This window comes from Streptomyces poonensis (assembly GCF_014650915.1).
GTDB lineage: Bacteria > Actinomycetota > Actinomycetes > Streptomycetales > Streptomycetaceae > Streptomyces > Streptomyces poonensis.
Genome location: NZ_BMVW01000001.1, coordinates 747,139 through 771,615, shown reverse-complemented (window position 1 = coordinate 771,615; position 24,477 = coordinate 747,139). Strand labels below are relative to the sequence as shown.

General features: G+C 71.8%; 23 protein-coding genes. 14 read left to right on the top strand and 9 right to left on the bottom strand.

Translation table 11 applies throughout. From position 1 onward, the window contains the following. Nucleotides 1-35: 35 nt before the first annotated feature. Both IE242_RS03410 and IE242_RS03405 read right to left on the bottom strand, forming a co-directional pair. On the bottom strand, nt 36-1,667 hold the full coding sequence (locus IE242_RS03410) for an N-acyl-D-amino-acid deacylase family protein (protein WP_189855101.1): 1,632 nt from the start codon (nt 1,665-1,667) through the stop codon (nt 36-38). A gap of 11 nt (nt 1,668-1,678) precedes the next feature. Next, a complete protein-coding gene (locus IE242_RS03405) occupies nt 1,679-2,956 on the bottom strand; it encodes an amino acid deaminase (RefSeq protein ID WP_189855099.1) in 1,278 nt (425 codons plus the stop codon). 222 nt (nt 2,957-3,178) lie between these two features. Here IE242_RS03405 and IE242_RS03400 point away from each other — a divergent pair, with 222 nt between their 5' ends. From IE242_RS03400 to IE242_RS03380, 5 genes are all read left to right on the top strand, one after another. After that, nucleotides 3,179-4,219, top strand: a complete 1,041-nt coding sequence (locus IE242_RS03400; protein WP_229858316.1) for a sugar kinase — start codon at nt 3,179-3,181, stop codon at nt 4,217-4,219. Next, nucleotides 4,216-4,977, top strand: coding sequence for an IclR family transcriptional regulator (locus IE242_RS03395; RefSeq protein ID WP_189855097.1), 762 nt, complete (start codon nt 4,216-4,218; stop codon nt 4,975-4,977). The genes IE242_RS03400 and IE242_RS03395 overlap by 4 nt, the downstream gene beginning before the upstream one ends. Before the next feature lie 46 nt (nt 4,978-5,023). Then, nucleotides 5,024-5,434: a RidA family protein gene (locus IE242_RS03390; RefSeq protein ID WP_030571989.1), complete on the top strand. Its 411-nt coding sequence runs from the start codon at nt 5,024-5,026 to the stop codon at nt 5,432-5,434. A 124-nt stretch (nt 5,435-5,558) separates the two neighbouring features. Continuing rightward, nucleotides 5,559-7,046, top strand: coding sequence for a GntP family permease (locus IE242_RS03385; protein ID WP_189855094.1), 1,488 nt, complete (start codon nt 5,559-5,561; stop codon nt 7,044-7,046). Nucleotides 7,047-7,172: 126 nt separating this feature from the next. Then, nucleotides 7,173-8,366 (top strand): serine/threonine-protein kinase, encoded by a 1,194-nt coding sequence (locus IE242_RS03380; protein WP_189856359.1) that lies wholly within the window; start codon nt 7,173-7,175, stop codon nt 8,364-8,366. Between the two features lie 31 nt (nt 8,367-8,397). On the opposite strand, the gene IE242_RS03375 is transcribed toward IE242_RS03380, so the two are convergent. After that, the gene (locus IE242_RS03375) at nt 8,398-10,344 is read right to left on the bottom strand and encodes a serine/threonine protein kinase (RefSeq protein WP_189855092.1); all 1,947 of its coding nucleotides are present in this window, start codon (nt 10,342-10,344) and stop codon (nt 8,398-8,400) included. Nucleotides 10,345-10,543: 199 nt separating this feature from the next. Between IE242_RS03375 and IE242_RS03370 the strand changes: the two genes are divergently transcribed. Next, the gene (locus tag IE242_RS03370) at nt 10,544-12,073 is read left to right on the top strand and encodes a serine/threonine-protein kinase (RefSeq protein ID WP_189855090.1); all 1,530 of its coding nucleotides are present in this window, start codon (nt 10,544-10,546) and stop codon (nt 12,071-12,073) included. A gap of 90 nt (nt 12,074-12,163) precedes the next feature. Continuing rightward, nucleotides 12,164-12,844, top strand: a complete 681-nt coding sequence (locus tag IE242_RS03365; protein ID WP_189855088.1) for a hypothetical protein — start codon at nt 12,164-12,166, stop codon at nt 12,842-12,844. Here the strand turns inward: IE242_RS03365 and IE242_RS03360 are convergent. Next, on the bottom strand, nt 12,841-14,223 hold the full coding sequence (locus IE242_RS03360; RefSeq protein WP_189855086.1) for a M14 family metallopeptidase: 1,383 nt from the start codon (nt 14,221-14,223) through the stop codon (nt 12,841-12,843). The genes IE242_RS03365 and IE242_RS03360 overlap by 4 nt on opposite strands. Before the next feature lie 266 nt (nt 14,224-14,489). Between IE242_RS03360 and IE242_RS03355 the strand changes: the two genes are divergently transcribed. Continuing rightward, nucleotides 14,490-15,848, top strand: coding sequence for an Nramp family divalent metal transporter (locus tag IE242_RS03355; protein ID WP_189855084.1), 1,359 nt, complete (start codon nt 14,490-14,492; stop codon nt 15,846-15,848). 19 nt (nt 15,849-15,867) lie between these two features. Here IE242_RS03355 and IE242_RS03350 read toward each other — a convergent pair whose 3' ends face one another. Further along, the gene (locus IE242_RS03350) at nt 15,868-17,148 is read right to left on the bottom strand and encodes a hypothetical protein (protein WP_189855082.1); all 1,281 of its coding nucleotides are present in this window, start codon (nt 17,146-17,148) and stop codon (nt 15,868-15,870) included. A 67-nt stretch (nt 17,149-17,215) separates the two neighbouring features. Next, nucleotides 17,216-17,731: a SigE family RNA polymerase sigma factor gene (locus tag IE242_RS03345; RefSeq protein WP_189855080.1), complete on the bottom strand. Its 516-nt coding sequence runs from the start codon at nt 17,729-17,731 to the stop codon at nt 17,216-17,218. 116 nt (nt 17,732-17,847) lie between these two features. Here IE242_RS03345 and IE242_RS03340 point away from each other — a divergent pair, with 116 nt between their 5' ends. Further along, nucleotides 17,848-18,246 carry a hypothetical protein gene (locus IE242_RS03340; RefSeq protein ID WP_189855079.1) on the top strand — a complete coding sequence of 133 codons (399 nt, stop codon included), beginning with the start codon at nt 17,848-17,850 and terminating at the stop codon, nt 18,244-18,246. Nucleotides 18,247-18,264: 18 nt separating this feature from the next. Here IE242_RS03340 and IE242_RS03335 read toward each other — a convergent pair whose 3' ends face one another. Beyond that, on the bottom strand, nt 18,265-18,912 hold the full coding sequence (locus IE242_RS03335; protein WP_189855077.1) for a LysE family translocator: 648 nt from the start codon (nt 18,910-18,912) through the stop codon (nt 18,265-18,267). A 226-nt stretch (nt 18,913-19,138) separates the two neighbouring features. On the opposite strand from IE242_RS03335, the gene IE242_RS03330 reads away from it, so the two are divergent. Beyond that, nucleotides 19,139-20,476, top strand: coding sequence for an aminotransferase-like domain-containing protein (locus IE242_RS03330; protein WP_189855075.1), 1,338 nt, complete (start codon nt 19,139-19,141; stop codon nt 20,474-20,476). 5 nt (nt 20,477-20,481) lie between these two features. On the opposite strand, the gene IE242_RS03325 is transcribed toward IE242_RS03330, so the two are convergent. Further along, nucleotides 20,482-20,673 carry a hypothetical protein gene (locus IE242_RS03325; protein WP_189855073.1) on the bottom strand — a complete coding sequence of 64 codons (192 nt, stop codon included), beginning with the start codon at nt 20,671-20,673 and terminating at the stop codon, nt 20,482-20,484. Nucleotides 20,674-20,683: 10 nt separating this feature from the next. Continuing rightward, nucleotides 20,684-21,535 carry a helix-turn-helix domain-containing protein gene (locus IE242_RS03320; RefSeq protein WP_189855071.1) on the bottom strand — a complete coding sequence of 284 codons (852 nt, stop codon included), beginning with the start codon at nt 21,533-21,535 and terminating at the stop codon, nt 20,684-20,686. A gap of 240 nt (nt 21,536-21,775) precedes the next feature. Between IE242_RS03320 and IE242_RS03315 the strand changes: the two genes are divergently transcribed. From IE242_RS03315 to IE242_RS03305, 4 genes are all read left to right on the top strand, one after another. Beyond that, complete coding sequence (locus tag IE242_RS03315; RefSeq protein WP_189855069.1) at nt 21,776-22,186, top strand: ATP-binding protein; 411 nt, start codon at nt 21,776-21,778, stop codon at nt 22,184-22,186. Nucleotides 22,187-22,225: 39 nt separating this feature from the next. After that, nucleotides 22,226-22,588 carry a DUF4180 domain-containing protein gene (locus IE242_RS03310; RefSeq protein WP_189855067.1) on the top strand — a complete coding sequence of 121 codons (363 nt, stop codon included), beginning with the start codon at nt 22,226-22,228 and terminating at the stop codon, nt 22,586-22,588. Between the two features lie 79 nt (nt 22,589-22,667). Further along, nucleotides 22,668-22,760: a putative leader peptide gene (locus tag IE242_RS39040; protein WP_373299442.1), complete on the top strand. Its 93-nt coding sequence runs from the start codon at nt 22,668-22,670 to the stop codon at nt 22,758-22,760. A 213-nt stretch (nt 22,761-22,973) separates the two neighbouring features. Next, complete coding sequence (locus tag IE242_RS03305; RefSeq protein WP_189855064.1) at nt 22,974-24,458, top strand: hypothetical protein; 1,485 nt, start codon at nt 22,974-22,976, stop codon at nt 24,456-24,458. Nucleotides 24,459-24,477: the final 19 nt, after the last annotated feature.

The following is a 24,477-nucleotide window of genomic DNA, read 5'->3' as shown; positions in this document are numbered from 1 at the left end:
CGGAGCCGCGGCCCGGGCAGGACGGGCCGGGCCGGTCATCGGGGCCGGGGAGCCCGCCGCACCGCCCGCCCCGCCAGGACGTCCGTCCGGCGCCCGTCCTCCATCACGAACCGGCCGTCGACGAGAACGTGCGGGATGCCCACGGGCAGCGTCCGAGGCTCGGCGAAGGTGGAGCCCGCCGCGACCGCCGCCGGGTCGAACAGGACGAGGTCGGCCCGGTACCCCTCCCGCACCAGACCCCGGTCGGGCAGCCGCAGCCGGGCCGCCGGGCGCCCGGTGAGATGGGCGACGCACTCCTCCAGCGACAGCACGCCCAGCTCCCGTACGTACGTCCCGAGATAGCGCGGGAACGTGCCGTACGCGCGCGGGTGCGGCTTTCCGCCCTGGAGGATGCCGTCGGAGCCGCCCGTGTGGACGCGGTGCCGCATGATCGCCCGTACGTTCTCCTCGTGGCCCACGTGCTGGAGGATCGTCGGGCCGAGCCGGTCGGTGCGGAGGAGGCGGCGGGCCACGGTCCAGGGGGTCTCGCCGCGCAGGTCCGCCGACTCCCGGACCGTACGGCCCACGTACCCGGCCAGGGACGGGTCGGTCACGCCGGAGATCTCGATGGTCTCCCACTCCACGGGGACGCCGTGGCAGCCGTCCGAGCCGAGGGCCTCCAGGTGGTGGCGGATCCGCTCGGCGGTCTCCTCGTCGGCCAGCCGCCGCAGGGTCTCCTCGGGGCCGCCCTCGCTCGCCCAGCTCGGCAGCAGCGCCACGAGGGTCGTGCAGCCGGGGGTGTACGGGTAGGTGTCGAGGGTGATGTCGGCGCCGGTGGCCAGCGCGTCGTCCAGCAGGGCCAGCAGCTCGGGCGCGCGGCCCTTGTTCGGGCCGAAGTTCATGGTGGCGTGGGCGAGGTGGAGGGGGCAGCCGGCCTCCCGGGTCAGGGCGACCATCTCCTCGTACGCCTCCAGGGCGCCCGCGCCGTACGAGCGGTGGTGCGGGCAGTAGTAGCCGCCGCGCTCGCCGACCACCCGGCACAGCTCGGTGAGCTCCGCGTCCTTGGCGTACATGCCGGGCGTGTAGGTGAGCCCGGACGACATGCCGACGGCGCCCTGCTCCATCCCCTCGGCGACCAGCTGCCGCATGCGGTCCAGCTCGGCGGGCGTCGGCTCGCGGTCCTCCCAGCCCATCGCGAGCATGCGGACGGTGCCCTGCGGGATCAGATAGGCGGCGTTGACCGCGATGCCCTCGCCGCCGAAGCCGTGGTCGAGCCGGTCCAGGTACTCGCCGACCGTGCGCCAGGTGAAGTCGATGTCGTCCCCGTACCCGTTCCAGCCGGTGATCGCCCTGCGGACCTCGGCGAGGGTGCGGTCGTCGACGGGCGCGTACGACAGCCCGTCCTGGCCGATGACCTCCAGGGTGACCCCCTGGGCGGCCTTCGCGCTGTGGTCCGGGTCGCGGAGGAGGGCGAGGTCGCTGTGGGCGTGCATGTCGATGAAGCCGGGGGAGAGGACGAGCCCCTCGGCGTCCAGCTCCCGCATCGCGTCCGGGCGCTGGCAGCCCGCGGCGGCGGCCTCCTTGACGATCGAGACGATCCGGCCGTCGTCGACCACCACGTCGGCTCTGTACGAGTCGGCGCCGGAGCCGTCCACGACCTCCGCGTCCCGGATGACCAGGTCTTCCACGAACAGCCTCCTCAGAAGTACGTGCGGATGTAGTCGACGACCGTGCCGTCCGCCTGGACGAGGGGGATCAGCGGCCACTTGTCGAAGGACGTGCACGGGTGGGACAGCCCGAGGCCCACCCAGTCGCCCACCTCCAGGTCCGTGTCCGCTCCGGTGCGCAGCCAGGCGTGCTGGTCGGACAGGGCGGTCACCTCGATGCCGGTGGCCGGGCGCTCGGCGCCGTCGCGGCGGACCACCTGGGCGAAGGGGAGGTGCAGGTCGTAGGCCGCGTCGCGCTTGCCCGCGTTGACGAAGGCCTGCTCGGCGGAGGGCCGGGAGACGACCTGCGTCCACAGCCGGAACGCCGGCTCCAGGGCGCCCTCCTCGGGGACGCGGTTGAACGGGGTCAGCTCGCGGTAGTGGCCGTCGTCGTGCGAGACGTAGGCGCCCGAGCGCAGCAGCTTCAGTACGGGGGCGGACAGTTCGGGGATGTCGGCGAAGACGTCGGCCACCGCGTCGAACCAGGCGCTGCCGCCCGCGCTGACGACGATCTCGTCCAGCCCCGCTCCCGCGAAGCGTCCCTCCTTGTCGAAGCCGGCGGCCAGCGTGACGAGCCGGCGCAGGTAGGCGCGTACGCGCTCCGGATCGGCGGCCGGGACCTCGCCCTCGTAGCCCGCGACGCCGGCGAGCCGCAGGGTCCGGGCCCCGGCCACCGCGTCGGCGACGGCCGCGCACTCGGTCTCTGTGCGCACCCCGGTCCGGGCGCCCTCCCCGGCGGCGAGTTCGACGACGACGTCGACGGGGCGGGAGGCGCCGGCACCGGTCAGTGCCGCGTCCATCAGCTCCACCCCGCGCACGGAGTCGACGTAGCAGACGAAGCGGAAGGTCGGGTCGGCGTCGAGCTCGGCGGAGAGCCAGCGCAGGGCGGCCGCGTCGACGAGTTCGTTGGCGAGGAAGACCCGCCGGACGCCGAACGCCCGCGCCACCCGCACCTGGTGCGGCACCGCCAGCGTGATGCCCCAGGCGCCGTGCTGGATCTGACGGTGGAACAGCTGCGGGGCCATGGAGGTCTTGCCGTGCGGGGCGAAGGCGAGGCCGTGCCGGGCCGCGTAGGTCTCCATCAGCTTCAGGTTGTGCTCCAGGCGCTCGGCGGAGAGGGCCAGGACGGGGGTGGTGAAGCCGTCGGTGAACAGGTTGCGGCGCTGGGCGGCCAGCTCGCCGACGGTCAGTCCGTCGGCGTCCGGCGGGAGGCCCTTGAAGCGGTGGTCGACGCGTTCCTCGGCCAGCCCTGCGATCGCTTCAACGGCCATGGAGCCTCCCTGATCAGGCGTGTTGCACTCCCTGCAACACTCATTGCGTATGTCGCTCACTGCTGTCTAACATCTCGGCCAACGCCGGTCAACGGAGCCGCCGAGGACCGTGCGCGACGCAGAGGAGCTACGACCATCGTGACCGCCGACGCCGACGGATCCCCCAGCGCCGCTCCCGACGTGGTGGACGACGCGGTGGACGTCGTCACGCTCGGCGAGTCCATGGTCACCTTCCTGCCCACCCGCCCGGGCCGTCTCGCCGACGTCCCGTCCTTCGAGCGCGGCATCGGGGGAGCGGAGTCCAACGTGGCGTGCGGACTGGCCGGACTCGGACACCGCGTGAAGTGGGTGAGCCGGGTCGGCACGGACGGCTTCGGGGACCATCTGGTCGAGCGGATCGGGTCGTACGGCGTCGACGTGAGCGCGGTGCGGCGGGACCCGGAGCGGCCGACGGGGGTCTACTTCCGCACGGCCGGGGACCGGGCGACCGACGCGCACGAGGTGGCGTACTACCGGGCCGGGTCGGCCGCGTCGGCGATGTCCGTCGGCAGCGTGGACCTGGAGGCGGCCCGCGCGGGGCGCGTACTGCACCTCACCGGGATCACCGCCGCGCTGTCCGCGGAGTGCCTGGACCTGCTGTGGAAGCTGACGGAGCCCGGCCCCGGACGCCCGCTCGTCTCCTTCGACGTCAACTACCGCCCGGGGCTGTGGCGCGACCACGGTCACCCGGACGGGCCGCGGGTGCTGCTGGAGCTGGCGCGCCGCGCCGACCTCGTGTTCGTCGGGGACGACGAGGCGCGGCAGGCCTGGGGACTGCACGGCGCGCGGGCGATCGGGAACGCCCTCCCCGAGCCGGACGTCCTCGTCATCAAGCAGGGCCGGGGCGGGGCGACGGTGTTCGACAAGAACACCGAGGGAACCGGAGGCCTGTGCGAGGACGCCATGGGCACCGCCACCGCCGTCCCCGCCCTGAACGTCGACGTCGTCGCCGCCGTGGGGGCCGGTGACGCCTTCGCCGCCGGGTTCCTCTCCGCCACCCTGCGCGGGCTGCCCGTCCGGGACCGGCTCCGGCACGGCCACCTCATGGCCGCCTCCGCCCTGACCGTCCCCGGCGACCTCGGCACCCCTCCCACCCGCGACCACGCCGACCGCCTGGCCGCCCTGGACGACGCGGCGTGGGGGAGACTGCGACTCGGCCCCGGCTGGACGCAAGCCGTCGACGAAGCCGTCGTACGGGCCGAGGAGGAGGTACGCATCCCATGAGCCAGACCGTCGACCGCGCGCTGAGCATCCTGCCGCTGCTCGCCGAAGGGCCCGCCGACCTCGGCCAGGTCGCCGACCGGCTCGGCGTCCACAAGTCCACGGCCCTGCGGCTGCTGCGCACCCTGCACGAGCACGGCTTCGTCTACCGCCAGTCCGACCAGCGCTACCGTCTCGGCGCCCGGCTCTTCGCCCTCGCCCAGGAGGCCGTGGAGAACCTGGACGTCCGCGAGATCGCCCACCCCCACCTGGTACGCCTCAACGAGGAGTGCGGGCACACCGTCCACCTCGCCGTGTACGAGGAGAACGAGGTGCTCTACATCGACAAGGTGGAGAGCCGCTACCCGGTCCGCATGTACTCGCGGATCGGCAAGCCCGTCGCCATCACGGTCGCCGCCGTGGCCAAGCTGCTGCTCGCCGATCTGCCCGAGGCCGAGCGCCGCGCCGTCGCGGAGAAGCTCGACTACCCCACGTACACGTCCCGTTCGACGCCCAACGCCCCCGCCTTCCTCAAGGAGCTGGCGAAGGTGCGCGAACAGGGCTGGGCCACCGATCTCGGCGGCCACGAGGAGTCCATCAACTGTGTCGCCGCCCCCATCCGCGGCACCGACGGCCGGGTGGTCGCCGCGATGTCGGTCTCCGCGCCGAACGTCGTCGTCACCGCCGACGAACTCCTCACCCTCCTCCCGTCGGTGCGCCGCACCGCCGACGCCGTCAGCCGGGAGTACTCAGGCAGGACACCGGCACCGGACACCGTGTGAAAGACCTCGTGAAAGACCGCGTGAAAGACCGTATGAAGGACAGCGCATGACCGACAAGACCGCCCTCACCCCGAAGACGCACACCACCCCGCCCGCGAAGTTCTCGCACGGCGTGAAGAAGGGCAACATCCTCCAGGTCGCCGGGCAGGTCGGCTTCGCACCGGCCGAGGAGGGCAAGCCCCCGACGCCCGTCGGCCCGACCCTGCGCGAGCAGACCCTCCAGACCCTCGCCAACGTCAAGGCGATCCTCGAAGAGGGCGGCGCGACCTGGGACGACGTGATGATGATCCGCGTCTACCTCACGGACGTCGACCACTTCGCCGAGATGAACTCGATCTACAACCAGTACTTCGAGGAGCAGCACCTCACGGCTCCGCCCGCCGCCCGCACCACCGTCTACGTGGGCCTGCCCGCGGGCCTCCTCATCGAGATCGACGCGCTGGCCGTACTCGGCTGACGCGCTGACGGTCCCCCCACACCCGCACGCAGTACACGGCACGGCACCCCGCGCACCCCACGGGGCGCCGTGCCGCGCTCCTCCCTGCCCGAAAGCTGTATGTATCCACGCAGAGGACCCCCGTATGTCCCATCTGTCCTACCCGCTCGCCGCTTCCGCACCCGCCGAGGCCCCACCCCACACCGGCGGCCTGCTCGCCCTCATCGACGGCACCGCGGGCCTGCTCACCGTCGCGGCGCTCGGCATCGTCCTTCTCCTCGTCCTGATCATCAAGGTCAGACTCCAGCCCTTCGTGGCCCTCCTCGCGGTCTCCATAGCCGTGGGCCTCGCGGCCGGCCTGTCCGTCACCGAACTCTTCGGCACCGTCCAGCGCTCCGACGCCGTCTCCACCATCGAGTCGGGCATGGGCGGCATCCTCGGCCACGTCGCCATCATCATCGGCCTGGGTACGATGCTCGGTGCGATCCTCGAGGTCAGCGGCGGAGCCCAGGTACTGGCCTCCCGGCTGCTCGGCCTGTTCGGCGAGAAGCGGGCGCCCCTGGCCATGGGCCTGACCGGCCTGATCTTCGGCATCCCGGTCTTCTTCGACGTCGGCATCTTCGTCCTGGCGCCCATCGTGTACGCCGCCGCCAAGCGCTCCGGCAAGTCGATCCTGCTGTACTGCATGCCGCTGCTCGCGGGCCTGTCCGTCACCCACGCCTTCCTGCCCCCGCACCCCGGCCCGGTCGCCGCGGCCGGCCTGCTGCACGTGGACCTCGGCTGGGTCATCCTCATGGGCGTCGTCTGCGGTGTCCCCGCGGTCCTGGCGGCCTGGGCCTACTCGGCCTGGATCGGCAAGCGGATCTTCGTCGCCGTACCGCAGGACATGGTGGAGGCGGCCGCCGAGGCCAAGCAGGCGGTCGTGGACGAGCAGCGGGCGTCCGGGGTCGAGCCGCAGGAGAAGCCGGTGCCGCTCGGCACGGTCCTCGCCATCATCGGTACGCCGCTGGTCCTGATCCTCGCCGCGACGTTCTCCTCCATCGCGCTGGACCCGTCCACGGGCCGCTCGGTCATCGAGTTCTTCGGCAACCCCTTCGTGGCGCTGACCCTGGCGCTGTTCCTCGCATACTACCTGCTCGGTATCCGCCGCGGCTGGTCCCGCAAGTCCCTGGAGACCGTGTCCACCTCGTCCCTCAAGCCGGTCGGCAACATCCTGCTCGTCGTCGGCGCGGGCGGCGTCTTCGGCGCGGTCCTCAAGGGCAGCGGCATCGCCCAGGCCCTCTCGGACACCTTCAACGACGTCGGCCTGCCGGTGATCGTCCTGGCGTACCTGATCTCGCTGGTCCTCCGGGTCGCCCAGGGCTCGGCGACGGTCGCCATCGTCACGACGGCCGGCATCGTGGCCCCGCTGCTGTCCGAGGGCGACCACTCCCAGGCCTTCATCGCCCTGGTCATCATGGCCATCTCGGCGGGCTCCATCTTCGCCTCGCACGTCAACGACGGCGGCTTCTGGATGGTGGCCAAGTACTTCGGCATCAGCGAGCGCGACACCCTGAAGTCCTGGACGGTGCTGGAGTCGGTGCTGTCGGTGGCGGGGTTCGTGGTGGCGGCGGTGCTGAGCCTGTTCGTCTAGGAGGCCGGTGCCGGCCCCCGTGGTGGTGGCCCTTTGTCATGGCCCGATCGTGCGTGACTCGGCCATACTGTGGGCGCCTCCCGGCGAGGAGACTCGGGAGGCACGGGGGAGGACGTCGTGACCGTCATGCCGCGGATCGGTCCGTACGCCGTCGAGCGCGAGCTCGGATCGGGTGGCATGGGCACCGTCTACCTGGCCCGGTCGCGGGCCGGCCGACCGGTCGCCGTGAAAGTGGCCCGGCCCGAACTCGCGGCCGATCCCGCCTTCCGTGCCCGCTTCCGCGCGGAGATCGAGGCGGCGCGCAGGGTCGGCGGCTTCCACACGGCGCCGGTCGTCGACGCCGACCCCGACGGCACGCCGCCCTGGCTGGCCACCGCGTACGTCCCCGGTCCCACCCTCGCCGCCCGGCTGGACGCGGACGGGCCGATGGGGGAGACGGGGCTGCGGCAGCTCGGAGCGGCGCTCGCCGAGGCCCTGGAGGCCATCCACGCCTGCGGGCTGGTCCACCGCGATCTGAAGCCGGGCAACGTCATCATGGCCGCGGACGGCCCCCGCGTCCTCGACTTCGGCATCGCGAGAGCCGTGGAGAACACCCGGCTGACGGCCACCGGACACGCCTTCGGCACGCCGGGATTCCTCGCCCCCGAACAGGCGGTCGGCGAGGACGTCACCGGCGCCGCCGACGTCTTCGCGCTCGGCGCGGTGCTCGTCGCGGCGGCGGGCGGGCGCCCGTTCGGGGACGGCACCCCCATGGCGCTGATGTACCGGTCGGTGCACGAGGAGGCGGACGTCACGGCTCTGCCCGCCGGGCTGCGGGACGCGGTGGCGGCCTGCCTCGCCAAGGCCCCGGCGGACCGGCCGACGCCGGGAAAGCTCCTCGACCTGCTGACGGGGTCCGCGCCACCGGCCGGGCCGGTCGGGTACTCGCCGACGCTGCGGGTGCCGCAGGAACCGGCCTCCGCGTCGGCGGCCCGGGCCTCCGCACTGTCGCGGCTCCGCGACAGTGCGGAAGCCCGGGCGCGGCTCCGCGCCCACGCCGACACCTCGGGCACCGTCACCCTGGGCGACGCGCGCAACGTCGTCGTGGTGGACGCGAACGGCGTCACACTCCGGACGGGCGAGGTGGAGGCCCACTTCTCCTGGGCGGAGATCGCCCTGGTGAAGTCGTCCGTGCCGGGGCTCGGCCGGAGCCTCCACGTGACCGTGCGGCTGTACGGGGAGGAGGAGTACTCCGTAAGCCTCCGCGCCCCCGGCCGGCGCACCCGCGACGAGTGGCTCGCCCAGCTGGACCGCGTCCTCGACCGCTACCTCGACGCATAGCCGTGCGCGGGCTCCGGGCGGCGGGCCCGGCTCACACGATGACCACGCACAAGTACGCCTCCCCGCCGTACACGGACCACGTGTAGTAGCGGGCGTTCACCGCGCACCGGCCGTCCGGGCCCTTGTGGATGGCGGTGATCTGCATGACGTACTTGTGCCCGGCCGGCACCGTGTCCGCCCCGCAGTTCCACACCCGCAGCAGGCTGGCCCGGACGCCGTTGTTCGCCGCGCCCTCGGCGGGGAAGCACTGGCCGACGCGGAACTGGCGTTCCAGGCACAGCACGGTGCCGTGACCGGAGGCGGCCCAGTAGCCGCGGCCGTCCGAGCTGGGACAGTCGGAACCATATGTCTCGACGGACGTCACGCGGACGAAGGCCTCCGCCGCGGAACAGTCGACCCGCTCCGGCAGTTCGGTGCTCCACTGGCCCACGTAACCGGTTCCGTAGGCGTTGAGGCAGTCCCCCGCGCCTACGGCGGCGAACGCCCGGGCGGTCACGTCGGGTGTGGGCGAGGACACCGGAGCGGGGACGTACGCCCTGGTGGGCACGGACGTCACCGTGGACGGGCCGCTGGAGTCTCGGGACTGCGTGTTGAGGTACCACATGACGACCAGGAAGATCAGCGGCACCACCAGCCAGCCGCTGGAGGACTTCTTCTTCTCCGGTGGCGGGACGGGGGCCGGGGCGGGCCGGAGCGTGGCGGAGTGGGCGCGGACGCCGGCCCGGGGAGGGCGTGACTGGGCCCGGGGCCGGCTGCCCGTCTCCCCTGCCGTGGCGCGAGGCCCGGAACGTTCCCGGGCACCGGCGTCGGCACCGGTGCCGGTGGCCGCGCTGGAGGACGACGCCGCAGGACGCGCCCGGGTGTAGGGGCGGGTCACGCCCGGCTCGGGAACGGGACGCGTCCGCAGATCCTGCGTCGGCGTGCTGTTCGGGCTTGCGCCGCTGTCCTGGGCGAGAGCGGCGCGGGGGTCCGGAGGACTCGCCTCGGGCCCCGGCCGCCGCGCCTGCTGCGGCCGGGGCCGCGGGTGCCCTTCCCGCAGGCCGCGCCCCTCCGCCTCGTACCCCTCGATGAGCCGCAGCCACTCCGGTGGCAGCCAGCCCGCGCCGCCGGACGTGCCCTGCCGGGCGGAGACCGCCGGGGCCAGCTCGTCGAGGAGTTCGCCGGGGCCGGGCCGCCGTGCCGGGTCGTCGCGCAGGCACTCCGTGACCAGCGGCGACAGCGCGGCCGGCAGCCCGTCGAGGTCGAGCTCCCCGCGCGAGACCTGGGCGAGCAGGCGCAGGGTGTCGCCGGTGTCCCGGTACGGGGGCCGTCCGGTGGCGAGGTGGAAGAGGGTCGCGCCGAGGGAGTAGACGTCGGACGCGGCCGTCGACGCCTCGCCCCGGGCCTGCTCGGGCGAGGTGTAGGCGATCGTGCCCAGGGTGAGCGTGGTGCGGGTGATGTCGACGGCGTGCGAGATACCGAAGTCGATCACGCGGGGGCCGTCCGGGGGCAGCAGGATGTTGCCCGGCTTGACGTCCCGGTGGACCACGCCCGCCTCGTGCAGGGTGAGCAGCGCCTCCGCCGCCCCGGCGGCCACCCAGGGCACCGCGTCGGGCGGCAGCGGGCCGCAGCCGCGCACCAGGTCGTCGAGCGAGGGCGCCGGAATGAACTCGGTGGCCAGCCAGGGCCGTTCCGCGTCCGGGTCGGCGTCGACGACGTTCGCCGTGCAGATGCCGCCGACCCGCCGCGCGAGGCTCACCTCCCGCGCGAAGCGTCTGCGGTCCGCGTCACTCACCGCTCCTTCGGCGAGCAGCGTCTTGACCGCGACGAGCCGCCCGCCGGGCGAGCGCGCGACATGGATCCGGCCCATGCCGCCGGAGCCGATCCGTCCGAGGACGCGGTACGGGCCGATGAACTCGGGGTCGTCCGCCCCGCGCGGCCGCACCCGTCCGCCCGGATCCGCGGCTCTCCCGTGGCCCGTGCCTCCGCCCCCGCTCATGTCCTGTCCCCCTCGTCCCACCGGTCGGCCGGACCGCCACGTCCGCACCCGCGGCCTCACCGTGTCCTCCGTGACGCACCCGAACGCCCGCACGGTTCCGGTCCTTCGGTCACGCGGAGCCCCAACCCCCTCTGCACACACGCCAGTTCCCATTACATTGATTCCGCCGTTGCGCGACAACTGGACAACAGGGGGAGAAGTGCAGGAGCTGACGGCCGGCGACCCGCGGACACTGGGCCCTTTCCGGCTGACCGCGAAACTCGGCGAGGGCGGGATGGGACAGGTCTTCCTCGGCCTGTCGCCCGGCGGCCGGCGCGTCGCCGTCAAGGCCGTACGGGCCGACATCGCGGCCGAGCCGGGGTTCCGGGAGCGCTTCCGGCGGGAGGTGGAGGCCGCGCGACGGGTCGGCGGCTTCTGGACGGCCTCGGTGGTGGACGCGGACCCGGACGCGGCCGTGCCCTGGGTCGCCAGCGACTACATCGACGCCCCCGACCTGGCCCGGCTGATCGAGCGGGACGGCGCGCTGGCGGAACCGGACGTGCTGCGGCTCGCCGCCGGACTCGCCGAAGCCCTCCAGTCGGTCCACCGCGCGGGGCTCGTCCACCGTGACCTGAAGCCCTCCAACGTCCTCGTCACCGAGGACGGCCCCCGCGTCATCGACTTCGGCATCGCCAAGGCCATGGAGAGCGGGTCGACCCTGACGTCCACGGGGCTCGTCATCGGCACGCCCGGGTTCATGTCGCCCGAGCAGGCGAGCGGCGGCCGGGTCGGGGAGCCGAGCGACATCTTCTCCCTCGGCTCCGTACTCGCCCACGCGGCGACCGGCGAGGGCCCCTTCGGGGAGGGTTCGGTCCCGGCGATCCTGTACCGCGTCGTGCACGACGTCCCCCGGCTGGACGGGCTGCCCCCGGGGCTGCTCCGGGACGTGGTGACCCGGTGCATGGCCAAACGGCCGGAGGACCGGCCGACGGCGGGGGAACTGCTGCAGTGGCTGAGCGGAGCAGAGCCGCCACGGCCGCGGACACCCACGCCGACGGTACGCGCGACGCCGGCGGGGAAGACGCGGTCCCTCGCGGACACGGCGACGCGAACGGCGCCGGAGCGGGCGCCCTCCGGGTCCCCGGGCGACGGCCGGCCCGTACGGGTGGCGTACACCCGGTGGGCTCGGGGGCGGGGCATCGGCTGTCTGGCCGGGGTGGCGGTGCTCGTCGGCGGCGGCGGGCTGCTGGCGCTGACCGGGAGCCTCGCCATCCTGACGATGCTCCCCTTTGTGATCCTCGGTCTGGTTTTCGTGCCGTCGGCGATCTCCATGCTGCGGAGACCGGAGGAGAGCGCGGTCGAGGCCGGGCCGGACGGTCTGACGCTGCAGTCACGTTTCATGGGGAAAGCGGGCGCCTGGCACGGTGAGTGGGCGGTCCTGGGTACCGTCTCCGTGAAGCCCGTCCGAGGGCGGGGCGTGCGGCCGCACATGTACCGCGTTCTGGCGACGCCACCACCGGGCTACGAATGGAAGGTGCCGGGCCAGTTCAGGATCAACCTGACCGCCGACGGGAGAACGGTCAGGGCGACGAGCGGAACCGGGGAGACCGTGACCGCATCGCTGTTCCTCTACTTCCCCGACACCGAGACCGCCCGCGGCGAACTCCGCCGCCTGCACGAGGCGTTGCTCACCTACGGAGTCGGTGTCTACCAGCCGGATCCGACCCTGCTGGCTGAGCTGCGCGGCTGAGCGCCGGCGGCGGGCCGTGCCCGGGATTCCCGCCGACCGGTTCGGGTCCCGGCTGTTCCCGGCACAGGATCGTCGACCATACTGCCCGCTGTGGAGCAGCGCATAGGTTCTAGCAGCCAGCCCCTGGACGTCGCCGCGGTCAACCCGGCGTACATTCCCGGGCTCACGTCGCCCGTGTCCGCCGAGCCCAAGAAGGACACCGGGCCGGAGAAGGGCACGGACCCGGAGGACGCCGCCGAGCCCGGGAGCGAGACGGCGGAGGCCTCCAGAGAGGACGAGGACTCGAAGGAGGACACCAAGGCAGCCGAGGGCTCTCGGGAGGAGCCGGGCGAGAATCCGGACGAGATTCCGGACGAGGAGCCGGACGAGGAGCAGGAGGACGCCACCGGCGGCCCCGTCTTCGAGGCCGCCGACCGCCGGGCCCGGATCGTGGCCGACCACCGCGGCGTCCGGCTCCGCCTGGACGACCAGGAGTGCGAGTTCCGCTGGGACGAGATCGGCGCGCTCGAGACGGAGACCGGGCGCTTCGGGAAGCGGTTCACCGTGACGGTGCACACGACCGACCGCCGCTGGTACCCGATCGAGATCGAGGCGACGTCCCGGAACCGCTTCAAGGAGTGGGAAGCGGAGCTGGACGAGGTCCTGGACGCGTACTTCGACGACGGCGAAGACGGCGACGCCCCTGACGAAGCCGGCCAGGCCGGCGGTGCCGACGAGGGCACCGACGCCGACGAGGCCGGCCAGGACGACCGGGGCTCAGCGGAGCGCTAGCCGCAGTACTGCGCCTCCTTGCCGATCGACCGGTACATGCAGTCCGCGTTCTCCAGCAGCTGCAGCACGGCGTCCCGGTTCCGTGAGGTCTCCCGCTCGATGACCTCGTCGGGCGGGTAGAAACCTCCGCCGGAGCTCGACGACGGGTACATCTCGAAGGTGTAGGCGAAGATCTTCTGGTTGCCCCACAGCCAGTCGTCGATCGTGCCGTCCGTGATGTAGAGGTCGCTGGACTGCTGGGGTGTGTAGCCGTTGCTGGCGGCCATCTTCTGGCCCACCGCGGCGAAGGTGTTGCGGTCGTCGGCCGTCATGCCGGTGGTGGTGTCGGAGTAGGTGTGGCCGAAGGGCCAGAGCACCAGCTCGCTGTAGGTGTGGAAGTCGATGCTCGCCCTGATCTGCTGCTTGCCGCCGACGACCCGGCTGCGCACGAAGTTCGCGACGACCTTGGTCTCGGGCGCGGACTCGGCCGCCGTACCGCGGTACGTGTCCGAGGACGGCGACCCGGAGGACCCGCCGCAGCAGCCCCACCGGTAGCCCCAGTTACGGTTGAGGTCGGTGCCGACGTACGACGAACCGCTGTTGGGCTGGCGGTTCTTGCGCCACGAGCGGTAGGAGCCGCTCGCGATGTCGTACTCGCCGCCGTCCGGGTTGAGGTCGGGGATGATCCATATCTCCCGGTTGTTCACCATGCCGGTGACACGGGAGTCGGACCCGTAGCCCGCCCCCAGCTCGCGGATCAGGTACAGCGCCATCTCCACGGTGAGGTGCTCGCGGGCGTGCTGGTGGTGGGTGAACATGACCTCGGGCTCGGACTCGTCGGTCCCCACGTTGTCGCTGATCTTGATCGCGACGATGTCCCGGCCCTGGTACGACTTGCCGATCACGCGCTTGCTCATGATGTTCGGGTACGTGGCGATGCGCTGGTCGATCTCCGCCGTCATCTCGGCGTGGTTGTGGTAGCGGGAGTCGGCGGAGGGGAAGTCGAAGGGCCGTACGTCGTCCGCGCCGTTCTCGCCCGCGGACCGGTCGGGCGCCGCGCCCACGGGGCTCACCTCGTACCCGAGCCGCCGCAGCCGCTCGATCTGGTCGGCGCGCCCGGAGACGACGACGGTCTCCTCGTCGGCCTCGTCGACGGTGACCCCGGCCTGCTGGATCGCCGTGCGGGAGGCGGGGCTCGTGCGCGCATGGATCTCGTACTGGCGGACGTCGTCCGCCGAGGCCGTCGGCCGCTGCGCGCCGGTGGCGGTGGCGTCGCCGGCCGTGGTGGCGGCCAGCGGGCCCGCGAGGGCGAGCGTCAGCAGGCCGGCGAGCACGGTGGTGCGGGTCCTGCCGCCAAAGGCCCTGCCGCCAGGGGTTCTGCCGCGAATGCGGAGTCGCATGAAGTCTCCTAGGTTCTCCAGGGTTCCGGGATCTCCGGAAGGGGAGTGGAGCGGGAGGAACGGGGGGTGGTTCCTTGCGACGTGCGCGGAGCCGCCGCCGGCCGTGGGGGTGACCGGCGATGACTCCCTTGCGGGTGGCGCTCATCGTGCTGGTACGCCATGTACAGGTCAAGGGAGTGAGTCGGCCATCGTGTCCGGTCTGCATCACACACCGATCGACGCACGCCCCCTTGTGCCCCCGCTCGCTTTGCGCTTTCTTGATCGGCATGGCGGAGACGACCGGAGAGCAACCAGGCAACACGGGCGGCACGAGAGCGGCCACCGGGGACAGCGCGAACAGCACGAGTGGCGCGGACTCGCGGCCCCGCAAGTCCAGTTGGAAGTACATCGGACCCGGCATCGTCGTGGCCGCCACCGGCGTCGGCGCCGGTGACCTCGTCGCGACCCTCATCGCGGGCAGCAACTTCGGCTACACGCTCCTGTGGGCCGCGATCATCGGCTGCCTCGTCAAGATCTCCCTCGCCGAGGCGGCCGGCCGCTGGCATCTGTCCACCGGCCGCACCCTGTTCGACGGCTGGGCGAGCCTGGGCCGCTGGACGATGTACTTCTTCGTGGTCTACGCCGTGATCTGGGGCTTCGTGTACGGCGCGGCGGCGATGTCCTCCAGCGCACTGCCGCTGCAAGCCCTCTTCCCGGACGTCATGGACCTGGAATGGTGGGGCATCGCCTGCGGCCTGGTGGGCCTGGTCTTCGTCTGGTTCAACAAGTACGCGGTCTTCGAGAAGGTCATGACGGTCCTGGTGGGCGTCATGTTCGTCGTCACCGTCTACCTGGCGATCCGCGTCACCCCGAACCTCGCCGACGCCTTCGCGGGCCTGCTCCCCGTCCTCCCCGACGAGAAGGACTCGATCCTCAACACCCTCGGCCTGATCGGCGGCGTCGGCGGCACCATCACGCTCGCCGCGTACGGCTACTGGGTCAACGCCAAGGGCTGGACGAACACGGGCTGGATGAAGGTGATGCGGCTCGACAACCGCGTCGCCTACATCACCACCGGCATCTTCGTGATCGCGATGCTGTTCGTGGGGGCGGAGCTCCTGCACTCAGCGAACGTCGCCATCGCGAGCGGCGACAAGGGCCTCGTCCAGCTCGGCGGCATCCTGGAGGACGAGTACGGCACGGCGACGGCGAAGTTCTTCCTGATCGGTTTCTTCGCCACCTCCTTCACCTCCCTCATCGGCGTCTGGCACGGCGTGAGCCTGATGTGGGCGGACTTCGTGGCCCGCTACCGCAGCCGCGCACGCACCACGGGCGAGGAGGTCGCCTCGGGGGAGCGGGAACGGTCGTGGCCGTTCCGCGCGTACCTCCTGTGGCTGACCTTCCCGCCCATGGTCCTGCTCTTCCAGGACCAGCCCTTCCGGCTGGTCATCATCTACGGCGTCCTGGGCGCGGCCTTCATGCCCTTCCTCGCCCTCACCCTGGTCTGGCTCCTGAACTCCTCACGCACACCGCGCGAATGGCGCAACGGACCGCTCAGCAACGCGATGCTGGGGATCGCGGGCCTGCTGTTCCTGGTCCTGTGCGTGAAGCAGATCTGGGACCAGCCGTGGGCGGAGTTCTTCTAGCGACTGTCAGCGGCCGTCCCTAGAGGAGCTTCTCCCACTCCTCACTCGTGGCGATCTCCTTGAGCTGCGCCATGGTGAGGGCGGGGGTGTCGCGGTTCGGGGCGGTGGTCTGGGAACCGGAGTTGAAGGCGCTGACCACGACCCGCATACCGTCCGTACGCATGGTGTCGACGGTCCACATGACCAGTCCCGGGGCCTTGTCGTCGCCGGGCCCCTGCTTCGTGGTCATCTTCGTGCCGTCGGGCAGTACCTCGGCGCCGGACCCGAAGAGCTCCTCGCTGATGTCCAGCTTCGGGTCCGAGGACCTGATGTCGGGCTGCACATTGACCTGCACGAGGCTCTCGCCCTTGCCGTCGTCGACCACGACGTAGGCGTACTCGGTCTCCTGGCCCCCGTCCGTCACCACCTTCATGTCCCGGGGCAGCAGACCGGCGAGCGTCTTGCGGACGCCGGTGCCGTCGGCGGCCGGAGGCGCGTCGGAGCCGGTGTTCTTGGGGTCGGGGATGGCGTCGACGGCCGTACGCCAGGCCGCGTCGGTGGCGATCCGCTTCAGCTCGTCCGGGGAGAGCGGAGGCTCGGGCCGCGTGATCGGGGCGTCCTTCTCGGCCTCGGCGTTCCACTCGCTCACCAGGACGTGATGGCCCTCGGTGGTGACGAGAGTGGCGGTCCACTGCTTGGTGTCCGCACGCCGGTCCGGATACTCGTAGCCCTGGAGCAGCATGAGCACCGAACCGTCGGACAAGCGGGTGGTGGTGCAGCTGTCGTGCGGGACGAGCCTCTTGTCCGGGCAGGACGTCATGTCACGGGCCGTGGCGCTGCCCGGTTCCACCCGGCCGAGCCCGACGGAGACCGCGCCGCCGCCCTCGCCGTCGTCGAACACGACGTGCGCGTACGGATTGAGCTCGGAACCGGTGCCGCGCGCCTCCTCGCCGCTGACCTCCCCCTCGGGCAACAGCCTCTTGAGCGTACGGAGGAGCTCGTCGCCGGACACGGGACCGGTCGCGGTCGCGGTGGGAGTGGGCGACGAGGCGGCCGACGACCCGACGGCGATGGTGTCCCGGCCACTCACGCCGGTACCTCCGTCCCCCCAGGGCACGAGCAGGGCCCCCCCCACTCCGGCGAGCGCGACCCCGGCGACGCCGCCCGCGACGGCGGCCCGGCGGCGGAACAGGAACCGGCGTCCCCGTACCGCGCCACCGGAGGCCAGGGTGGTCCGGTCGGTCTCGAAGGTGCCGCCGGCCTGGCGCAGGGCGTCGCCCAGCCGGCTCTCGAAGGGGTCTTCGTGGTGTTCGACGGGCATGGCAAACCACCGTTTCTGGGTGAGTGGAACAGTAAGTGGTGGATCAGTGAGCCGTTCGGGGCGGGACTCAGCGGGTCGCGTACTCGCCCAGGTCCTCACCGAGGAGCTCCCGGAGCCGGGAGAGGGCACGGACGCAGCGGGTCCGTACGGCGGCCGAGCTGACGTTCATCGTGTCGGCGGTCTCCTCGATGCTCCGGTCCTCCCAGTAGCGCAGGACGACCACCGCCCGGTCCTTGGCGGACAGCCTGCCCAGCGCCTCGACGAGCGTCAGCCGCAGGGACGCGTCGGCGTCGGCGCTGCGCTGGTCGGGGAGGTCGGGGAAGGTGTCGGTGGCCCGCTCGGAGCTGCTGCGGCGCCGCTGGTGCGCGAGGAAGGTCCGCGTGAGGATGGTCTGCGCGTACGCGGCGGGGTTCCCGACCCGCGACACGCGCCCCCACTTCACGTACACCCGCCCGAGCGTCTCCTGCACGAGGTCCTCGGCGAGATGGGTGTCCCCGCAGGTCAGCAGGCAGGCGGACCGGTAGAGGTGCCCCGCGCGCGCCGCCGCGAACTCCTGGTAGCCGTCCGCGCGGACGTATCTCATTCGTACCCCCTGATCTTCGTACGTCGTCGTGGTGCCGGCTCCACGTGACTTCACTTCATTGATGCGGTGGGCCCTCCGGAATGTTTCATCGGGGAGAAGAGATACGGTGCGTCGTGATGCAACAGCCCGAACACGGCGAACAGCCCTCGCCGCCTGAGCCCCCGCTCCCACCGGCCCCGCCCGGGTTCGGCCCCCCACCGCCGATGCACGCCCCGCCCACGCCCGTACCCGCCGTGGGCCCGGAGTTCCTGGCCGTGGACCGCCACAACTCCATCGTGGTCGACGCGGCCGGTGTCGCCTTCGAGGACCACGGCCGGGGCATCGAGTTCCCGTGGCCCCAGGTGCGCAGCGTCCACTACCGGCCGCACCACGACGGCAAGGGGCTCGTCATGGGCGTCGTCCACGTCGACGGCCGCTTCTACGAGTGCGTGGTCGACGCCAAGGGCCGGGACCGCACGAACGAGTGGATCGCCCAGCTGCTCCCGGTCCTGCAGTACTACCGCCCGATGGGCTGACGCCCGACTCGGAGCAGGTCAGCCGGTGGCGGTCGGGGCCGAGGTGTCCACGGCCACGGACAGGGCCAGGAGGCCGAGGGCCGTCCCCATCAGGTAGCGCTGGACCCGGAGCCAGGAGGGGCGGCGGGCGAGGAAGAGGGCGATGGTGCCGGCCGCCAGCACGATGGCCAGGTTCACGGTGAGGGCCACCACGATCTGAACGGAGCCGAGCAGCAGGCCCTGCACCAGTACGTGCCCCGCGTCCAGGTCGATGAACTGCGGTATGAGGGAGAGATACATGATGGCGATCTTCGGGTTGAGGAGATTCGTCATCAGCCCCATCGTGAACAGTCTGCGCGGGGGGTCGTGCGGGATGTCCTTGGGGGCGAAGACGGAGACACCCCCGGGCTTCAGGGCGTTCCAGGCCAGATACGCGAGGTAGGCCGCCCCGGCCAGCTTCACGGCGACGTACAGCCCGGGAACCGCGATGAAGAGCGCCGTGAGCCCGAGGTTCGTGGCCAGCAGATACACCAGGAACCCCACGGCGACACCGCCGAGGGACACGACTCCGGCACGCCGCCCCTGGGTGATGCTCCGGGAGACGAGATAGATCATGTTCGGGCCGGGGGTGAGCACCATCCCCAGGGCCACCGCCGCGACTCCGAGCACTCCGCTCAACTCGACCATGACTTCCCGCCGTTCCCCGTCAACCGGTTGCACCGCACCGACCTCGGACCGGCTGGTCGCGAAGCAATGTGAGTGTAGGGAGGGGACTTTTCTCGGTGCAATAGTACGCATTGCACTCGGTGCAATTCTGTGCTTCGATGCCCGGAGGCACGGGCCCGCGGGCTTACGGATCTACGGGCCCACGAGCTCAGGCCCGCGGGCGTACGGCGTACGGGAGGAGAGGTCCGTGGACTATCGGGGCGTCGCCGACGCGGTGGCGAAGGACATCGAGGCCGGCCGCCTCAGGGCGGGCGACCGGCTTCCTCCTCAGCGGGAGTTCGCCCGGCAGTACGGCATCGCCAACTCCACGGCCACCCGCGCTTACCGGGAACTCGCCCGCCGGGGCCTCACCACCGGCCACGTGGGCCGTGGCACGTTCGTGCGGGCCGCCACCACGGCCGCGGCCGCCCCCGCGCTGTCCGAACCCGTGGACAGCCGGGTCGATCTGACGCTCAACTACCCGGTGGTGCCGGAGCAGGGCGGGCTGCTCGCCGCCGGGCTCGATCCGCTGGTGCACCCCGGCAGCCTGGAGTCGGCCCTGCGGCCGGTCGGCCCGGACGGCACCGCCGCGACCCGCGCCGCCGCAGCCGAGCTGCTCGCACGGGGCGGCTGGCGCCCCGACCCGGCTCGCGTCCTGTTCGCCGGGAGCGGCCGGCAGGCCATCTCGGCCGTCGTCGCCGCGCTGACCCGGCCGGGCGCGCGGCTCGGTGTCGAGGAGCTGACCTACCCGGTGCTCAAGGCGATCGCCGCCCGGCTCGGCGTCACGCTGGTGCCGCTGGCCATGGACGAGGCCGGGGTGATCCCCGAGGCCGTGGAGGAGGCGCACCGCTCGGGCCCGCTGCACGCCGTGTACGTCCAGCCGACCCTGCACAACCCGCTGTCGCTCACCATGCCCGACAGCCGGCTGGACCGTCTGGCCGACGTCCTGCTGAAGTGGGGCATCCACGCGATCGAGGACGCCGTCTGGGCCTTCCTCCGGGACGACAGACCGCCCCTCGCCTCGCGCGCGGCCGAACTCACGGTCCTCGTCGACAGCCTGTCCAAGCGAGCGGCCCCGGGACTGTCCCTCGGTTTCGCGGTGGTCCCCGCCGCCCTCGAGGGCGCGGTCGCCGCGTCGCTGCGGTCGGGGAGCTGGATGCCCATGCGGTTCCCGCTGGAAGCGATGGCCCGGTGGCAGGCGGACGGCACGGTCCGGACACTGGTACGGGCCAAGCAGCGGGAGGCGGTGGCGCGCCAGGAGATCGCCCAGCTGCACCTCGGCGACTTCACGACCCGCAGCGAGCCCTGCTCGTACTTCCGCTGGTGGGAGCTGCCCGACCCGTGGCGCGCCGACACCTTCGTCGCCGCCGCAGCCCGGCACGGCATCGCGGTGACCCCGGCCGCGGCGTTCTCCGTCGGCCGCCACCGTGTCCCGCACGCGATCCGTCTCGGCCTCGCCTCACCGAGCACCGACACGCTCTCCCGGGCCCTGGCGACCCTCGCCGGCCTGGCCCGGTCGACTCCGGACGAGCTCGCCGACGACTGAGCGGCTCAGAGCAAATGGTCGGCCTTGCCCGCCTTGATGTCGAGGATGAGGGTGCGGAGGGCTTCGCGGGTGTCGGTGAGGTAGGTGTGTTCGGCTCCGGCTATGGCGATGTAGGCGTTGCCCTGGGAGTCGGTGCCGAGACGGAAGCAGGCCGACCCCTCGGCGCAGAACGGTTCTTCCCACGTGATGTCGGTCATGGATGTCTCCTCAGAGTTGGTTGGCGATGTCCTGGATGAAGGCGCGCGACGTCTCGGGAGACAAGGAACGCTGCTCCATCCAATCCAGATGCGCTCGGTATTTGGCCAGTTGGGCTTCCTGGTGCAGGAAGTCAGGACCGTGGGCACTGTCGATCTGCACGGTGTCCAGCTTCGGCACGGGGCCCTCCATGTAGATCACGGTCTGACCTGCCCCAGGGAACGAGCCCGCATCGAACGGAATGACCCGCAGCGTCACATTGGCCTGTTCCGACATGGCCAGCAGGTGTTCGAGCTGAGTGCGGGCCACCTTGGGTCCACCGAACTGCATACGAAGTGCCGCCTCGTGGAGTATCCCGACGTACTCGGGGGGGTTCTCCCCACACAAGACACGCTGACGCTCCAGCCGAAGCGCGAGCCGAAGGGCGATCTCGTGCTCGGGCAACGGCGGCAACGCGGCTTTGAAGACGGCCTGGGCGTGGTCGCTGGACTGTAGTAGGCCGGGCATGTGGATTAGGTGCACGCTGCGCATTCGTACGGCATGGTGTTCCAGCTCGGCGATGTCCAGAAGCCCGGCAGGAAGACTGCCCCGGTACCTCTCCCACCATCCGCGCTCGCCGGGCTGCGCCATTCCGATCAGGGCACTGACGTACGCCTCGTCATCACAGTCGCAGTTGCAGGCCAACGTACGCAGGCGCTCGGCGCTGATGGCACGTGTGCCTGACTCGATGTTCGAGATTTTTCCCCGGTCCACACCCAGCAGCCCCGCGGCGAACTCACCGGTCATGCCGGCGGCGGTGCGCATCCTCCTTACCTCCGCGCCGAGCCTTCTCTGGCGCTCCGTCGGAGATGTTCTCGCGGCCATGCGGTTCCTTCCATGAGCCGACGACACCCTGAGTGGGTGCTTGGGTTCTCCCGATAGTGGGGCAACCTAACCACCGAGTGCCCTACAGTCGGTAATGCACAAGCTACACACAGCAGTTGGAAGTGCATCGCGCGAGCTTGCCCGCAAGCTCCTTCCCTGGGAGGGGCAGGCCGCGTCAGGGAGACAGGCCACCGACCGCAGCTCAGCCCCCTCACCGCATCCGACGAACCGGAGAACGCCATGTCCGAGCCCCCGACCTGGCAGTGCAACCTCCAGCTGACCAACGACCTGCGAGCCCCCCACATCGCCCGCCACACCATCCGCACCGCACTGCTCGGCCACGCGAGCCCGCAAGACCTCACCGACACGGCCGAGCTGCTGACCTCCGAGCTCGTCTCCAACGCCGTCAAGCACTCCGACGGCCCGGTCACCGTCCGACTCCGCTCCCGCCCGGAGGGCATCCGCATCGGAGTCCTGGACAACCACCCCGACCTCCCCGACCCCCTCCCCTGCACCACCGACGAGGCTTTCGGTCGCGGCCTGTACCTGGTGGAGACCCTGGCCGATGCATGGGGCCGCTACCCGGTGACCAGCCACTTCCGTATGCCGGGCTGGAAGGTGGTGTGGTTCGAACTGGGGCGCCGCCTCTGACCAGTTGACAAGCATCGCAGCCGGTTACCCTTGGCCCCCATGACCACCCTGGAGAAGATCCACGACGTGCCCGTCCTGATGTGCGCCCCCGAAGGCGACACCATCGCGGGTGAGCGGGACGCGCTCGATCTCATCGGGAACGCCGGCTACCAGGGCGCCGAATGGGTCGTCGTCCCGGTCGAGCGGTTCGACGAGGCGTTCTTCCGGCTCGGTACGCGGGTGGCCGGAGACATCATCCAGAAGTTCGTCAACTACCGGCTGGGCCTCGTCGTGCTCGGCGACATCTCCCGGTACACGGCGGAGAGTTCGGCGCTGCGGGACTTCGTCCGGGAGTGCAATCGCGGGCGGCAGACGTGGTTCCTCGAGGATGTCGACGCGCTGCGGGAGCGGCTCGGGAAGTAGGGCGCTCCGCGTCGGGGCCCCTGACCCTTACGGGCGGGTCGGGCGCCCTTGACCATTCCGCAGCCGAGCTGGTTCGATCATGTACATGAAGCCCGGACGTTCCTTCCTCACGCGACGACGTCACGTCGATCTCGCGCGGACGTCCGGTGCCCTCTGTCACCAGGGTCACTGACCCCGACGGCCCGCCGTTCTCCGGCCGACCCGTCCCCTCCCCGGCTGCCCAGGCGCAGCCTGTTCACGGTTCCCGGCCGCAGCCTGCCCAGGACCCCGGCCGCCGAGTACCGCAGCCCGGCTCCACGTTCCCTCCCGCGCAGCCACCCCCCGGCACCTCACCCGTACGGACTCCCGTACGGGCACCCCCGCATGGAAGGACCCTGCCCGAACCATGTCCCGTTCGCCCGCCCGCCGCCGTGGCGTCCCGCGCAGACCCCTCGCCGCCGCCCTGCTCTCGGCCCTCGCCCTCACGACCGCCGCCGTACCCGCAGAAGCCCAGTCCGTCGCCGCGGCAGCCACCGCCTACACCCCCGTACCCCCGCACAACCCGTACGCCGGCCCCGACGGCACCGCCACCATGCACGGCGACACCGGCTCCTCGGATACCACCCTGCTGGCCGGACCCGGCACCGGCACGCTGTCGTCGGAACGCCTGGCCCTCGCCTCCGCCTGCCCGACCGTGCTGGTGGGGTCCGACGGCTACCCCGTCATCCTGTGCACGCCGATCTTCGGCCAGGTGCCGACCGTGCACCTCCTCGACCCCGACGACGGCTCCTCCCTGGCCACCCTGAAACTGACCAAGGGCTCGCTGCTGGGCGGGGTCTACGCCTACCTCGACAACAAGGACCGCCTGGTCGTCGCGGACGGCAGCCGCAACCTGCTCCGCGTCGCCCACAGCAAGAACGCCGACGGCGACTGGAAGCTGGCGATCGACCAGAGTCTCTCCCTCGCGTCCGTGATCCCCGAAGGTGACGCCGTGACCGGGCTGTCGCCCGACTGGCAGGGCCGGGTCTGGTTCGCCACCGGCAACGGCGTGGTCGGCACCGCCGACGACCGTACGGGGACAGTCCGTGCCCTCACCCTGCCCGCCGGCGAACGCGTCGCCAACAGCATCTCCACCGCCCCCCAGGGCACCGCCGTCACCACCACCCACGCCACCTACCTGCTCACCGCCGGCGCCGACGGCACCCCCAAGATCTCCTGGCGACAGGCCTACGACCGAGGTCAGGCCCGCAAGCCCGGCCTGCTGAGCTGGGGCAGCGGATCGACCCCGACCTTCTTCGGTCCCACGACCGGAACCGACTACGTCGGCATCGTCGACAACGCCGACACCACCGTCCGTCTGAAGGTCTACCGGACCTCCACCGGCGCGGAGGTCTGCTCCGTGCCCGTCCTGCGCGCCGCAGGCGGCCCCGGCAGCGAGAACTCGCCCGTCGGCGCCGGCAGCAGCGTCTTCGTCGCCGGTACGTACGGCTACCCCTACCCGGCGGTCCCCGACGGGGCGGGCGACAGCGTCCCGGCCTCCGCCGACTTCGCCGGCGGGCTGACCCGTGTCGACGTCCGCGCCGACGGCACCGGCTGCACCGAGGTGTGGGACAACACCCTGCGCTCGGCGGCCGTGCCCAAGCTGTCGACCGCCGACGGCACCCTGCACACCGTGGTGCGGGATCCGCTGATCCCGGGCACGAAGGGCACCAGCCTGCTGGACCCGTACCGGTACGTCCAGATCGACCCGGAGACCGGCACCGTGAAGCGTTCCAAGCAGGTCGGCATCGGTTCGCTCTTCGACACCCTCCAGATGGCGGGCACCATCGCCCCGGACGGCACCTACCTCCAGGGCACCGTGACCGGGGTGCTGCGCATCACCGCCGGGTGACCCCGCGGCAGCGTCCGTA

Excerpts from the sequence above, each read along its gene's own strand:
- IE242_RS03380 (WP_189856359.1), top strand. The coding sequence starts at position 7,173 with ATGCCGCGGATCGGTCCGTACGCCGTCGAGCGCGAGCTCGGATCGGGT.
- IE242_RS03405 (WP_189855099.1), bottom strand. The coding sequence starts at position 2,956 with ATGGCCGTTGAAGCGATCGCAGGGCTGGCCGAGGAACGCGTCGACCAC.
- IE242_RS03325 (WP_189855073.1), bottom strand. The coding sequence starts at position 20,673 with ATGACCGACATCACGTGGGAAGAACCGTTCTGCGCCGAGGGGTCGGCC.
- IE242_RS03350 (WP_189855082.1), bottom strand. The coding sequence starts at position 17,148 with ATGCCCGTCGAACACCACGAAGACCCCTTCGAGAGCCGGCTGGGCGAC.
- IE242_RS03360 (WP_189855086.1), bottom strand. The coding sequence starts at position 14,223 with ATGCGACTCCGCATTCGCGGCAGAACCCCTGGCGGCAGGGCCTTTGGC.
- IE242_RS03395 (WP_189855097.1), top strand. The coding sequence starts at position 4,216 with ATGAGCCAGACCGTCGACCGCGCGCTGAGCATCCTGCCGCTGCTCGCC.
- IE242_RS03345 (WP_189855080.1), bottom strand. The coding sequence starts at position 17,731 with ATGAGATACGTCCGCGCGGACGGCTACCAGGAGTTCGCGGCGGCGCGC.
- IE242_RS03355 (WP_189855084.1), top strand. The coding sequence starts at position 14,490 with ATGGCGGAGACGACCGGAGAGCAACCAGGCAACACGGGCGGCACGAGA.
- IE242_RS03375 (WP_189855092.1), bottom strand. The coding sequence starts at position 10,344 with ATGAGCGGGGGCGGAGGCACGGGCCACGGGAGAGCCGCGGATCCGGGC.
- IE242_RS39040 (WP_373299442.1), top strand. The coding sequence starts at position 22,668 with ATGTACATGAAGCCCGGACGTTCCTTCCTCACGCGACGACGTCACGTC.
- IE242_RS03400 (WP_229858316.1), top strand. The coding sequence starts at position 3,179 with ATGGTCACCTTCCTGCCCACCCGCCCGGGCCGTCTCGCCGACGTCCCG.
- IE242_RS03385 (WP_189855094.1), top strand. The coding sequence starts at position 5,559 with ATGTCCCATCTGTCCTACCCGCTCGCCGCTTCCGCACCCGCCGAGGCC.
- IE242_RS03310 (WP_189855067.1), top strand. The coding sequence starts at position 22,226 with ATGACCACCCTGGAGAAGATCCACGACGTGCCCGTCCTGATGTGCGCC.
- IE242_RS03320 (WP_189855071.1), bottom strand. The coding sequence starts at position 21,535 with ATGGCCGCGAGAACATCTCCGACGGAGCGCCAGAGAAGGCTCGGCGCG.
- IE242_RS03305 (WP_189855064.1), top strand. The coding sequence starts at position 22,974 with ATGTCCCGTTCGCCCGCCCGCCGCCGTGGCGTCCCGCGCAGACCCCTC.
- IE242_RS03335 (WP_189855077.1), bottom strand. The coding sequence starts at position 18,912 with ATGGTCGAGTTGAGCGGAGTGCTCGGAGTCGCGGCGGTGGCCCTGGGG.
- IE242_RS03390 (WP_030571989.1), top strand. The coding sequence starts at position 5,024 with ATGACCGACAAGACCGCCCTCACCCCGAAGACGCACACCACCCCGCCC.
- IE242_RS03340 (WP_189855079.1), top strand. The coding sequence starts at position 17,848 with ATGCAACAGCCCGAACACGGCGAACAGCCCTCGCCGCCTGAGCCCCCG.
- IE242_RS03315 (WP_189855069.1), top strand. The coding sequence starts at position 21,776 with ATGTCCGAGCCCCCGACCTGGCAGTGCAACCTCCAGCTGACCAACGAC.